At 69.6% G+C, this 12,775-nt stretch carries 13 protein-coding genes; 1 reads left to right on the top strand and 12 read right to left on the bottom strand.

All coding sequences use genetic code 11. The features are described from left to right. Window positions 1-9 precede the first annotated feature (9 nt). The 11 genes from ABZ906_RS02580 to ABZ906_RS02530 form a co-directional block, all read right to left on the bottom strand. Window positions 10-789 (bottom strand): exodeoxyribonuclease III, encoded by a 780-nt coding sequence (locus tag ABZ906_RS02580; protein ID WP_361193190.1) that lies wholly within the window; start codon window positions 787-789, stop codon window positions 10-12. 45 nt (window positions 790-834) lie between these two features. After that, the gene (locus ABZ906_RS02575; RefSeq protein ID WP_361193350.1) at window positions 835-1,467 is read right to left on the bottom strand and encodes an MBL fold metallo-hydrolase; all 633 of its coding nucleotides are present in this window, start codon (window positions 1,465-1,467) and stop codon (window positions 835-837) included. Between the two features lie 33 nt (window positions 1,468-1,500). Continuing rightward, window positions 1,501-2,796: a 4-carboxymuconolactone decarboxylase gene (gene pcaC, locus ABZ906_RS02570; protein ID WP_361193188.1), complete on the bottom strand. Its 1,296-nt coding sequence runs from the start codon at window positions 2,794-2,796 to the stop codon at window positions 1,501-1,503. Window positions 2,797-2,936: 140 nt separating this feature from the next. After that, window positions 2,937-4,271, bottom strand: coding sequence for a sulfite oxidase (locus tag ABZ906_RS02565; RefSeq protein WP_361376442.1), 1,335 nt, complete (start codon window positions 4,269-4,271; stop codon window positions 2,937-2,939). Window positions 4,272-4,324: 53 nt separating this feature from the next. Continuing rightward, the gene (locus ABZ906_RS02560) at window positions 4,325-4,927 is read right to left on the bottom strand and encodes a sugar kinase (protein ID WP_361193182.1); all 603 of its coding nucleotides are present in this window, start codon (window positions 4,925-4,927) and stop codon (window positions 4,325-4,327) included. Between the two features lie 4 nt (window positions 4,928-4,931). Then, the gene (locus tag ABZ906_RS02555; RefSeq protein ID WP_361193179.1) at window positions 4,932-6,089 is read right to left on the bottom strand and encodes an ROK family glucokinase; all 1,158 of its coding nucleotides are present in this window, start codon (window positions 6,087-6,089) and stop codon (window positions 4,932-4,934) included. Window positions 6,090-6,301: 212 nt separating this feature from the next. After that, window positions 6,302-7,123: an ATP-binding cassette domain-containing protein gene (locus ABZ906_RS02550; protein ID WP_361193176.1), complete on the bottom strand. Its 822-nt coding sequence runs from the start codon at window positions 7,121-7,123 to the stop codon at window positions 6,302-6,304. After that, the gene (locus ABZ906_RS02545; protein WP_361193174.1) at window positions 7,120-8,190 is read right to left on the bottom strand and encodes an ABC transporter permease; all 1,071 of its coding nucleotides are present in this window, start codon (window positions 8,188-8,190) and stop codon (window positions 7,120-7,122) included. The genes ABZ906_RS02550 and ABZ906_RS02545 overlap by 4 nt, the downstream gene beginning before the upstream one ends. Then, window positions 8,187-9,200, bottom strand: a complete 1,014-nt coding sequence (locus tag ABZ906_RS02540; protein WP_361193171.1) for a sugar ABC transporter substrate-binding protein — start codon at window positions 9,198-9,200, stop codon at window positions 8,187-8,189. Before ABZ906_RS02540 ends, ABZ906_RS02545 begins: the two co-directional genes overlap by 4 nt. Window positions 9,201-9,295: 95 nt before the next feature. After that, window positions 9,296-10,288: a sugar ABC transporter substrate-binding protein gene (locus ABZ906_RS02535; RefSeq protein WP_361378016.1), complete on the bottom strand. Its 993-nt coding sequence runs from the start codon at window positions 10,286-10,288 to the stop codon at window positions 9,296-9,298. Between the two features lie 204 nt (window positions 10,289-10,492). Next, complete coding sequence (locus ABZ906_RS02530; protein WP_361193169.1) at window positions 10,493-10,666, bottom strand: CsbD family protein; 174 nt, start codon at window positions 10,664-10,666, stop codon at window positions 10,493-10,495. A gap of 365 nt (window positions 10,667-11,031) precedes the next feature. Here ABZ906_RS02530 and ABZ906_RS02525 point away from each other — a divergent pair, with 365 nt between their 5' ends. Further along, window positions 11,032-11,898, top strand: a complete 867-nt coding sequence (locus tag ABZ906_RS02525) for a SigB/SigF/SigG family RNA polymerase sigma factor (protein ID WP_361193167.1) — start codon at window positions 11,032-11,034, stop codon at window positions 11,896-11,898. A gap of 28 nt (window positions 11,899-11,926) precedes the next feature. On the opposite strand, the gene ABZ906_RS02520 is transcribed toward ABZ906_RS02525, so the two are convergent. Further along, on the bottom strand, window positions 11,927-12,676 hold the full coding sequence (locus ABZ906_RS02520) for a GntR family transcriptional regulator (protein WP_361378013.1): 750 nt from the start codon (window positions 12,674-12,676) through the stop codon (window positions 11,927-11,929). Window positions 12,677-12,775 lie beyond the last annotated feature (99 nt).

Raw genomic sequence — 12,775 nt, 5'->3', positions numbered from 1 at the left:
GGGAGTCGGTCAGACCTCCAGGTCCACCACGACCGGCGCGTGATCGGACGCGCCCTTGCCCTTGCGCTCCTCGCGGTCCACGTACGAGTCCGTCACGGCCTTCGCGAACGCCTCGTTCCCGTACACCAGGTCGATGCGCATGCCCCTGTTCTTGGGGAAGCCGAGCTGGCGGTAGTCCCAGTACGTGAACGGGTGGTCGTACTTCAAGGGGCGCGGCACGACGTCCGAGAGGCCCGCTTCCCGCAGGGCGGCGAGGGCCGCGCGCTCGGCGGGGGTCACGTGCGTGGCGCCCTCGAACAGGGCGGGATCCCATACGTCCGCGTCGGTCGGGGCGACGTTGAAGTCACCGAGGACCGCGAACGGCCGCGCGCCCGTCGCGTCCGAGGCGACCGCGGCCTTCAGGGCCTCGAACCACTGCAGCTTGTAGCCGTAGTGCGCGTGGTCCACCTCGCGGCCGTTGGGCACGTACACCGACCAGACTCGCGCGGGGCCGCAGGTCGCGGAGATCGCGCGGGGTTCCTGCACCCCTTCGTAGTCGGGGCCGCCGGGCAGGCCGATCGTCACGTCCTCCAGGCCGACCCTGGACAGCAGCGCGACTCCGTTCCACCGGCCTGTCGCGTTCACCGCCGATTCGTACCCCAGCTCGCGCAGCTCGTCGGCGGGGAAGCCCTCGGCGGTGGTCTTGGTCTCCTGGATGCACAGCACATCCGTACCGCTGCTCTCCAGCCAGGCGAGCAGCCTCGGCAGCCGAGCGGTGATCGAGTTCACGTTCCAGGTGGCAATGCGCATGCCTCACAACCTACCGGCCGCCACTGACAGTGCCGGGGCGGCCGGTCACAGTTCGGCCGCCTCCCCCGGCGTGAGCCGCAGGTGCTCGGCGCCGCCGAGTGACCCGATCTGGGAGTCGTAGATGGGGCGGGCCAGATCCGTGAGCAGCGCGTCGTGGATGTCGTAGGCGCGCTGCGGCTTGACCTCGCGGACGTACTCGATGACCTCGGAGATCTTGTTCCAGGGCGCCATCACGGGCAGCATCAGCGTGTCCACGGGCTGCTCGGGCACGGTCAGCGCGTCACCCGGGTGGAAGACCGAACCGTCCACCAGATAGCCGACGTTGGTGATCCGCGGGATGTCCGGGTGGATCACGGCGTGCAGCTCGCCGTGCACCTGTACGTCGAAGCCCGCGGCGGTGAACATGTCGCCGTTCCCGACGGTGTGCACCCGGCCCGGGAAGGCTGCCGAGATCTTCTCCGCGACGGAGCGCAGGGTCCAGATCTCGGCGGCCTGATTGGCCTCCATGGCGGCGCGCAGCCGGTTCTCGTCGAAGTGGTCGGGGTGCTCGTGCGTGACGAGGATCGCGTCGGCGCCGAGCGCCGCGTCCTCCTCGGTGAAGCCGCCCGGGTCGATGACGAGCTTCTGGCCGTCCCGCTCCAGACGGACACAGGCATGCGTCTTCTTCGTGAGCTTGATGCGCTTCGCGGCAGTCGTCATGCACCCATCCTGCTACTCCTGCGGCGTGGTTTCCTCTCGGATCACGGCCTGGGCGACCTTGAAGGCGGAGTTCGCCGCGGGTACGCCGCAGTAGACGGCCGCCTGGAGCAGCACTTCCTTGATCTCCTGCGGGGTGAGGCCGTTGCGCAGGGCGGCGCGGGTGTGGAAGGCCAGCTCGTCGAGGTGGCCGCCCGCCACGAGCGCGGTGAGGGTGACGCAGCTGCGGGAGCGGCGGTCGAGGCCGGGCCGGTTCCAGACCTCGCCCCACGCGTAGCGCGTGATGAGCTCCTGGAAGTCCTCGGAGAAGTCGTCGGCCGCGGCGAGGGCGCGATCGACGTGCGCGTCGCCGAGCACCTCGCGGCGGACCTTGATCCCCGCGTCGTACGGGTCGGGGCGCCCGCCGCCCACGGCTTCGGGCTGCTCCGTGGGGCCGATCTCGGCGACGGGGAAGACGGGGATCGGCGGTGCGAGCACCGGCTTGACCGGCGGTGCGCCGATCGCCGCGTGCGTCCCCGTGTCGGTCGCCGGCGGCCAGGCGGTGGAGAAGTGCCGTACGAGAAGGTCGGTGACGGCGGCGGGCTGCTCGACGGGGGCGAGGTGCGATGCGCCCGGCACCACGGCGAGGCGGGCGTCCGGTATGCCGGCGACGAGCGTACGGGCCTCGCCCTGCCCGGTGACCTGGTCCTCCGAGCCGACGAGGACGAGCGTGGGCACGCCGATCCGCCCCAGCTCGGCGCGCACATCGAAGGCGGCGAGCGCCTCGCAGGCGGCGATGTAGCAGCCCGGGTCGGTCGTACGCACCATCTGTACGGCCCAGTCGGTGATCGCGGGCTGCGCGGCGGCGAAGCCGGGCGTGAACCAGCGCTCGGGGGACGTACGCGCGATGGGGTCGAGGCCGTTGCTGCGCACGATGACGCCGCGCTGGCGGAACTCGTCGGCGGAGCCGAAGCGCGGCGACGCGGATATCAGCGCCAGCGAGGCGACGCGCTGGGGGTGCCGCAGGGCGAGCTCGGCGCCGATCGCGCCGCCGAACGCGCAGCCCGCGTAGGCGAAGCGCTGCACGCCGACCTCGTCGAGGGTGGCGAGGAGCCGCTGGGCGAGCTCGCCGACGGAGCCGCAGGGATGCGCGGGGGCGCCCCCGTGTCCGGGCATGTCGAAGCGGAACACGCGCCACTGCTTGATCAGCTCGGGCACCTGCCGGTCCCACATGTGCCACGTGGTACCGAGCGACGGCCCGAGGATCAGCACGGGTGCGTCTTCGGGGCCGTCGAAGCGGTACTGGAGGGCAGGGGTATTCGTCTCGCTCACCGCTCTACGCTAACCGTCGGAGCTGACGCGTGAGTAAGAGGGTGCGCAAGCTCTCTCCGAAAATCCCGCTCCGACAACGGGATCACCCATCCCAAAACCGACCAGAAAGCCCCGAACGGACCGGCGGGCATCGCCCGGCCTCACACCACCGTCACAGGGTGTCGCACCACGGCGTCGAACAAGTATCCCTGGCTGTTGTGCGTCGTCGTCTCCGGCTGGGTGTGGCCCGTGGTGTCCGTGGCGCGGGCCAGGAGTGTGGTCGGGCCGGGGGATGCCGGGTGCCATGGGGTGGTCCAGCGGGTCCATGTGGCCCGGTGCGGGGTGTCCTTGAGGCGGGCCCGGTGCCATGTCGTGCCCGCGTCCGTGCTGATGTCCACCCGGGTGATCGCGCCCGTCGCCGACCAGGAGCGGCCGGTGAGGTGGTGGGTCGTGGCCGCGTCGACGCTGGCGTTCCAGGGGAGTTCGAAGGCGGACTTCAGGGTCTGGTGGGTCAGCGGGGCGCTGCCCTGCGGGGGGTACGCGTCGCCGAACAAGCGGTAGAACTGCGTGTTCCACGGCGAGAAGAGCGGCTGCGCCGAGACCTCGATGTCGCCGACCCATTTGATCGACGCGATGCCCACCCAGGCCGGGACCAGGACCCGTACCGGGTAGCCGTGGTCGGCGGGGAGCGGGGCGCCGTTCATCTCGTAGGCGAGGATGACGTCGTCGAGGGCCTTGGAGATCGGGAGCGGGCGCCGGACCCTTCCCAGGTTCGTGCCGTCGTCCGTGACGTACTCCGCGTCCAGGCCCCTCGGCAGCACGTCCACCGCGTGGCGCGACACGCCTGCCCTGCGCAGGACTTCGGAGAGGCGTACGCCGCGCCAGCGGGCGTTGCCGATCGCTCCCAGCGTCCAGGCCGTGCCCGAAGCCGGTTGGCCCTGCTGGCTGGTGAAGAAGCTCCTGCCGTTGCCCGCGCATTCGACGAAGGCGGTGCGCGTCACCGACGGGAGGCGTTTGAGGTCGGCGAGCGTGAACTCCCTTGCCCCGCCGTACTTCAGACCGCCGCCCTTCAGACCGTCGCCCCAGATCTTCAGGCTCCACGTCTTCGCGTCCAGGCCCGGCGTCGCCGTGTGGTTGCGCACGAAGAAGTGGGACGCGGGGGTGAGGAAGGGAGTCCCGGCGAGCGCCTCGAACTTCGTCTCCGCGTTCGTGCCCCGGATCGTGAAGCGGTCCGCGGGCAGCGGCTTCACGATTCCGGGCGCTGCTGCGGAAACGGCAGTGACCGGCGCACCGGTGGCCGCCTTCGCCCGTGGTGCCGAGAGGGCCGAGACCGCGCCCGCGGCGCCCGCCGTCGCCCCCGCCGCGGCGAGGAGCCGCAGCATGTCCCTGCGCGCCACGCCGTCCGCGCGCGCCTGACCTGCGAGCCACTGGGCACGCCGGCGCCTGTCGTACCCCTCTTCGGATGCCGCGTCGTCGGACGTCTCTGTGGAGATCATGCGCGTCATCGTACGAGCCGACCGCGCGGCAACTCACCGATGAAACACGCCAGTTACGGGGTTGTCGTAGACACTACATAGACCATCGGGTGATCCGGGTTGACGCGGTTCACCACCACGTCCAGGGTCGGTGCCGGGTCCTTCTTCCGATGGGTGAGTCCCAGCCAGGGGCCCGGATCCGTGAACTGCCAGCCGACCACCTTGCGGTCGCGCTTGCTGATCGTTATCTCGTTCTTCTTCAGCTCGCCGGTGCTCGTGCCGATCTGATCGAGGAACTTGTCCAGGCCCTTGTTGCTCGTCAGGAACTGGGCGTACAGGCGGCTGGTGCGCCAGTTGTTCGTCTCGTAGTAGGCGACTTCCCTGGAGTACGGGGCGATCGGCACGTCGTAGAGGCGGCGCTGCACCTTGGAGGGCCAGCCCGCGGTGAGGCCGGTCGCGGAGTACTTGGCCTCCTTGTCCCGGCCGCTGTTGCGGCTCTGGTTGGCGGAGATCACCAGATAGCCGGCCGGTACGCCGATCAGGAGCACGATGATCGTGGCCGTCAGCCAGCGACGGCGGATCATGTGGCGGCGGCCCTCGCGGGGGCGGCCTCCCCCGTCGGCGGGATCCGGGGATTCCACGGAGTCCGGGGACGAGGGTTGTCGGGGGACGGTCATCTGCTTACTGGGTTCCCTGAGAGGTGCGGTCGTTGGTGCGGCGGGCTTCCACATAGCGCTCGTAACGTTCGTGGCGCTCCACCCGGCGGCGGTTCGCCCGGCGGAAGCGGCGGGCCACCAGGCGGGCCAGGTCGGCGGCGCCCACCATGCCCGCCTCGGGGCCCAGCTGGGCGCGGGCGATACGGGCCTCGGGGCGGTAGCCGCGTCCCGTCAGCTGGCGGCGGAAGGCGTCGCGCGCCGGGCCGATCAGGAGGTCGTCGGCGGCCGAGACGCCGCCGCCGATCACGAAGCAGGAGGGGTCGAGGGCCGCCGCGAGGTTCGCGATGCCGACGCCGAGCCACTGGCCGATGTCCTGGAGGAGTTCGACGCACATGGCGTCGCCGTCGCGGGCCAGCTCCGTGATCAGGGGGCCCGTGATGTCGGGGATGTTGCCCTTGACCCGCTCGATGATCCCGTACGCGACCGGGGAGTCGGCCGCGGCGAGCTCGCGGGCCTCCCTGACCAGGGCGTTGCCGGAGCTGTACTGCTCCCAGCAGCCGCGGTTGCCGCACGGGCAGCGGTGGCCGCCGGGGACGACCTGCATATGGCCGAACTCCCCGGCCACGCCGAACTTGCCGCGCTTGACCTGGCCGTCCTCCAGGATCGCGCCGCCGATGCCGGTGCCCAGCGTGATCATGACCAGGTGGTCCTCGCCGCGGGCCGCGCCGAAGCGCCACTCCGCCCACGCGGCGGTGTTCGCGTCGTTGTCGACGAGCACGGGGACCGCGAGGCGGCCCGAGAGGCGATCGCGCAGGGGTTCGTTGCGCCAGGACAGGTGCGGGGCGAACAGGACGCGGTTGCGGTCCGCGTCGACCCAGCCCGCGGCGCCGATGCCCACCGCGTGCACGTCGTGCCGGTCGGAGAGATCGAGGACCAGCTCGACGATGGTGTCCTCGACGACCTTGGGGCTCTTGGACTTGTCCGGGGTCTCCGTACGGAGGGTCTCCAGGATGTTGCCGTCCGCGTCGACGACACCCGCCATCACCTTCGTGCCGCCGATGTCGATGCCGACGGTGGGGACGCGGGGCGCCGTCAGATGTGATCGGCGCTCACGCGTGCCCACGGTCCGCAGAACGGTGGCTCGGGCGGAGCCGCGGTGCGCGAGGTCGCGGTAGGTGCTCATTGCGGCGATTCTGCCTCACACTCGCGGGGGCGCGCACAACGGACCCGGTGCGCCCCGTCAGGGGCGCGGGGAACTGCGCGCTCGGCCCGGGAAATGCCGCAGTCGCGTCTGCTCGGTCGCCCGGCAGACGCGACTGCGGCTTTTCTGTGGTTGCTCGCGCAGTTCCCCGCGCCCCTTACGGGGCTTTTCCGCACGCCCCTGAGGGGGCGCCGTCAGCGCTTCTCCAGCTCATGGCGCAAGTCGTCCAGCTCGGAGCCGCCCGCCATCTGGCGGGTCAGTTCGTCGAGGGTGACCTCGTCGCGGGCGTAGCTGCCGAACATCGTGCCGCGCTTCAGGAGGACGAAGCGGTTGCCGACCAGGTACGCGTGGTGCGGGTTGTGAGTGATCAGGACCACTCCGAGGCCCGCGTCCCGCGCCGCGGCGACGTACTTCAGGACGACGCCCGACTGCTTGACGCCGAGCGCCGCCGTCGGCTCGTCGAGGACCAGGACCTTGGCGCCGAAGTAGACGGCGCGGGCGATCGCCACGCACTGGCGCTCGCCGCCCGAGAGGGTGCCGATGGGCTGGTCGACGTCGCGCAGGTCGATGCCCATGCGAAGGAGCTCCGCGCGGGTCGTCTCGCGCATGAGGTCGACGTCCAGGCGCTTGAAGGGGCCCGCGCCCTTCGTCGGCTCGGAGCCGAGGAAGAAGTTCCGCCAGACCGGCATCAGCGGGACCACGGCGAGGTCCTGGTAGACCGTGGCGATACCCCGGTCCAGGGCCTCGCGCGGCGAGCCGAGCTTCGCGTCCTCGCCGTCGATGCGGAACTCTCCCGCGTCGTGCCGGTGAAGGCCAGCGATGATCTTGATGAGGGTCGACTTGCCCGCGCCGTTGTCGCCGAGGACGCAGGAGATCTCGCCCGCGTGGACCTCCAGGGAGACGCCTTCGAGGGCGCGGATGTTGCCGTAGTACTTGCTGACGTCGTCGAGCTCGACGAGCGGGGTCCGGTCGGGGCCCGGCGCGGCGTCGGTGACTTCGGTCGATTCGGTGCTCACTTCGTCGCCTCCGCGCGCTTGCGGACCCAGTGGTTGAGCAGGGTCGCCAGGAGCAGCATCACTCCGAGGAAGAACTTGAACCAGTCCGGGTTCCACTCGGCGAACACGATGCCCTTGCTGACCATGCCGAAGATGAGGGCGCCCACGGCCGCGCCGACCGCGGAGCCGTATCCGCCGGTGATCAGACAGCCGCCGATGACGGCCGCGATGATGTAGATCAGTTCGTTGCCGACGCCCTCGCCGGACTGGACGACGTCGTACGAGAAGAGCAGGTGCTGGCCGGAGACCCAGGCGCCGAAGGCGACGCCCATATAGAGGCCGATCTTGGTCGCGGCGACCGGGACACCGACCGCGCGGGCCGCGTCCTCGCCGCCGCCGACCGCGAAGATCCAGTTGCCGACGCGGGTGCGCAGCAGGACCCAGGTGGCGACCACGATCAGGCCTAGCCACCAGAGAATCGTGATCTTGAAGTCGACGCCGCCGATGGTCAGCGTCGAGGCGAAGACGTCCTTGGCGGAGGTGAAGCCCTCCATGTCGGCGATCGACTTCGTGGAGACCGTGCCGCTGATCAGCTTGGTGAAGCCGAGGTTCATGCCGGTCAGCATCAGGAACGTACCGAGCGTGATGATGAAGCTCGGCGGGTCGGTGCGGGTCAGCATCACGCCGTTGAAGACGCCGATCGCGAGGGTCACGACGAGCGAGACGAGCACGCCCACCCAGACGTTCGCGGTCATCTGGTAGCTGAACATCGACGAGATCAGCGCGGAGGTCGTCACCATGACGCCCGCCGACAGGTCGAACTCGCCGCCGATCATCAGGAGCGCGACCGGGACCGCCATGATGCCGAGCGTCGATGCCGCGTAGAGCACCGTGGCGAGGCTGGTGGCCTGCAGGAAGCTGTCGGCGGCGACCGCGAAGAAGATGAAGACGGCGATGGCGCCGACGACGGAGCCGAGCTCGGGGCGGCCCATCAGCTTCTTCAGCGGCGAGGCCTTCAGGAGGCGCTCGTCCGTCTTCGTCTCCGGTGAGCCCGGGGATGGCGCGGGCGCCGGGGCTGTGGCTGTCATCGGGTCCCTCGCTTCGCGTAATCCTCCAGCTCGTCGGCCTGGTCCTTGGTGACGATCTGCGGTCCGGTGAGGACCGGCTTGCCGCCGCCGAGCACATCGGCGTTGTACTTGTAGAGCCAGAGCAGGTCCACGGCCTCATAGCCCTGGAGGTAGGGCTGCTGGTCGACGGCGAAGCCGAGATCGCCGCTCTTGAGGCCCGCCGCGACCTTCTCGTTCAGGTCGAAGGTGTCGACCTCGGCCTTGCTGCCCGCGCTGTCGGCGGCCTTCACGGCGGTGTCCGCGAAGGGCGCGCCGAGCGTGACGACCGAGTCGATGGACTTGTCGGACTGGAGCCTGGCCTCGATGGAGGACTGCACGTCGGGCATGTTCGTGCCGGTCACGTACAGGTTCTGCATCTTGCCGTCGAAGGTCTTCTTGGCGCCCTCGCAGCGCTGCTCGTGCCCGACGTTGCCCTGCTCGTGCAGGATGCAGAGCGCCTTCTTCTTGCCGCGCTTGTTGAGCTCGTCGCCGACGGCCTCGCCCGCGATCGTCTCGTCCTGGCCGATGTGCGTGAGGGCGCCGAAGGCCTTGGACTCCGCGGAGCCCGAGTTCACGGTGATCACCGGGATGCCGGCCTTCTTGGCGCGGGCCAGAGCGCCCTTCATCGCGTCGGGCTTGGCGAGGGTGACGATGATGCCGTCGACCTTCTTGTCGATGTACGAGTCCACGAGCTGGGCCTGCTGCTGGGCCTCGTCGTCGTGGGAGTAGAGGAACTTGATGTTGTCCTTGCGGGCGGCCTGCTCGGCGCCTTCCTGGACGATGTCCCAGAACGTGTCGCCGTCACCCGAGTGGGTCACCATCCCGAACGTCCAGTTCGGTGTGTTCACCGCGGCCTTGCCCTGTGCCGTTGCCGCCTTGCGTGCGTCCTCGGCGCGCTTGCCTCCGGTGCTGCTGCACCCCGCGAGGGATACCCCGAGCACCGCGACCAGCACGGCGCCCACCGCACGTACCCCTGTCTGAACCCTTGCCACGACGCCGTGCCCTTCTAGCTCTGCTCTTCGGTGAGGCCGGTCCGGATCCCCGGCCCCAGCGGCCCAAGTATCGACCACGCGGATCACGCATGTGTTCATCGGGTACCGCGGGCGGTGTACTTCTCCAGCTTCGGCACATCCTTCCCGGTGACGATCGCGGGTCCGGTGAGGACGGGCCTGCCGCCGCCGAGGACGTTCGCGTTGGTCTTGTAGAGCCACAGTTCGTCGATGGCGAGGTAGCCCTGGAGGTAGGGCTGCTGGTCGACGGCGAAGCCGACCTCCTTGGCCTTGAGGCGCTTGACGACCTCGGCGTTCAGGTCGAACGTGTCGACCTCCGCCTTGCTGCCCGCATCCTCCTTGGCCTTCACCGAGTACGCGGCGATCGGCGCGCCGAGCGTGACGACGGAGTCGATGTCCTTGGTGGCCTGGAGCTTGGCACTGATGGAGGACTGGGAGCCGGGCGCGTTGGTGCCGTCCACGTTGAGATTCTCGACCGAGCCGTCGAAGGTCTTCTTGACGCCCGCGCAGCGCTGCTCCAGGGAAACGTTTCCCTGCTCGTGGATGACGCAGAGCGCCTTCTTCTTGCCGCGCTTGTTCAGCTCGTCGCCCACGGCCTCGCCCGCCACGGACTCGTCCTGCCCGATGTGGCTCAGCGCGCCGAAATCAGCGGAGAACTCGCCGCCGGAGTTGATGGTGACGACCGGTATCCCGGCGTCCTCGGCCTTGCCGAGCACCGCCTTCATCGCCTCCGGCTTGGCCAGGGTGACGACGATGCCGTCGACCTTCTTGTCGATCGCGGACTGGACGAGCTCGGCCTGTCCCTTGGCCTCTTTGTCGTTGGAGTAGAGGAACTCGACGTTGTCCTTGCGGGCGGCCTGCTTGGCGCCGCTCTGGACGATGTCCCAGAAAGTGTCACCCTCGCCCGAGTGGGTGATCATCGCGATCTTGAGGCGGGGCGTGTTCACGCCCTTGCCGCCTCCCCCGCCGCCGTCCGAGTTGTCCTCGTCGTCCTTGCCGCCGGAACTGCTGCACCCGGCCGCGAGCGCGATCACCGCCACGAGGGCGGCTGCCGTGCGAGCCGTACGCATGGTGGGACTGAGCGTGGTGGGACTAAGCATGGTGGGGCCACCTCTTCTCCCGGCCGCCCGAATGCGGCTGGAGGAGTTCTAGCGGCGGGCGCGCGGCAGCGTCAATGGATTTGTCAGAACATTCTGACGACTGTTGGCGAGTTGGTATACACGCGTCGGGGCCGCCCCGGCTTCCGGAGCGGCCCCGACTCTGTCGCGCGAACGTCAGTGCTTGCCGATGTCCTTGGTCTTCTCCTTGGCCTGGCGCGCGTCGCCCTTCGCCTGCTGGGCGCGGCCTTCGGCGGTGAGGCGTTCATTGCCCACAGCGCGTCCGGCGGCTTCCTTGGCGGCGCCGGTGGCCTGCTCGACCTTCGCCTTGCCCTTCTCGTTGGCGGTCATGACCGCTCACGCTCCCTTGGCGTCGACATCATGTGCTGTCCCTCCGGTTAGCCCGTCGGCGGCCACGCAAACATCACCGGCGCGATGCATGACGGGGACGGAACGGGGCACTCCACGGCACGGCACCACGGGCAGTCGCGTGCGTGCTCCAGGGGTGGACCCGTCCTGGGACGGCCGGGTCCACCCCTCCTTTTTGTGTCCTTTGCCCACCTCACTCGCCCCGGTCGCCCCATTCGCAAGTCCGTACGTGTGGGTCGGATTTGGCGGGGTACAGGGTGGGCTGCGGAACACGGAGACGAACCCAGCGAAGTCGATCCGAACAAAGCCGGACTGGACAAGGTCGAACTGAACAAGGAGAGGGACGCATGATCACCGCCGCGCAGGAGCAGACGCAGGAAACGGCCGCCCCGGCCGGGGAAGACCTCGTTGAGCGCGCGTACACGGACCCCTCCTCCATCGCGCCCAAGGACGCGCGGGAGGTCGGCAAGCGTTTCTTCGACCGCCTCACGCAACTCGAGGAGGGCACGCACGAGTACCAGTACGTGCGCAACGCCCTGATCGAGATGAACCTCTCCCTCGTGCAGTACGCGGCCTCCCGGTTCAGGCACCGCGGCCCGCAGGAGATGGAAGACATCATCCAGGTCGGCACCATCGGCCTGATCAAGGCCATCGACCGGTTCGAGCTGACCCGCGAGGTCGAGTTCACCTCCTTCGCCGTCCCCTACATCACCGGTGAGATCAAGCGGTTCTTCCGCGACACGTCCTGGGCCGTGCACGTGCCCCGTCGGCTCCAGGAAGCGCGCATCGAACTGTCCAAGGCCACCGAGGAGTTGCGCACCCGCCTGGGCCGCCTGCCCTCCACGGCCGAGCTTGCGGAACTGATGCAGCTCGAGCCCTCCGAGGTCGCCGAGGCGCAGAAGGCGGCCAACGGCTACAACGCCGTCTCGCTGAACGCCGCGGTGAACGGCGCCGACGACGAGTCCGACACGATGCTCGCCGACTTCATCGGCGTCGACGAGTACTCCTTCGAGCTGGTCGAGAACTTCCACTCCCTCGCCCCGCTGATCGCGGACCTCGGCGAACGGGACCGCACCCTCATCCACCTCCGCTTCGTGGAGGAGCGGACCCAGCAGCAGATCGCCGACGAACTGGGCTGCTCGCAGATGCACGTCTCCCGGCTCATCTCGCGCGTCGTCGGCAAGCTCCGCGCCGGCCTGCTGGCCACGGACTGACCGCGGACGCGCCGCCCGGCGACAGGTCCTACGGTCGTACGAGGAGCTGGAACTCGAAGGAGTAGCGCGAGGCGCGGTAGATGTGGGAGCCGAACTCGACCGCGCGTCCCGTGTCGTCGAAAGTCGTGCGCTGCATCGTGAGCAGCGGGGCTCCCGCGGGTTCGCCCAGCCGCTCGCCCTCGTCGGCGGTGGCGGCGCGGGCGCCCACGGACTGGCGCGCGCTGTGCAGGGTGATGCTCGCGGCGCGCATCAGTCGGTAGAGGCCGGTGGCCTCAAGACGCGGCGTGTCGAGATCGAGGAGTCCGGCGGGCAGACGGTTGCGCAGGAACGCCATGGGTTCGCCGTGCGCCAGGCGGAGCCGCTCGACGAGGTGTACCTCGTCGCCCTCCGCGACGCCGAGCGCGGCGGCGACCTCGGCGGACGCGGGCTCGACGGTGTTGCGGAGCACGCGGGTCTCGGGCCGCTGCCCGGCCGCCTCCAGGTCGTCGTAGAGACTGCTGAGCTCAAGGGGGCGCTTGACCTGGCTGTGGACGACTTGCGTCCCGACGCCCCTGCGGCGCACGAGCAGCCCCTTGTCGACGAGCGACTGGATGGCCTGCCGGACGGTGGGCCGGGAGAGACCGAGGCGCCCCGCGAGCTCGATCTCGTTGCCGAGCAGGGTCCCCGGCGTCAGGGCCCCGCGCTCGATCGCGGCCTCCAGCTGCTGGGACAGCTGGAAGTACAGCGGAACCGGACTGCTGCGGTCGACCCCGAGCTGAAGCGAGACGGTCGGGTCCACGGCTGGTTTGGCGGCTGGTTTGGGCACACGGCGAGCGTAGTCGCAGGGAATGATGACGGGAAGTTCTGAAGTTCTGTTGTCCGGACAAAGGATTGACAG

Source organism: Streptomyces sp. NPDC046925 (assembly GCF_040644915.1).
In the GTDB taxonomy this organism is placed as follows: Bacteria; Actinomycetota; Actinomycetes; order Streptomycetales; family Streptomycetaceae; genus Streptomyces.
This window is presented reverse-complemented; position numbering and strand designations above follow the sequence as displayed.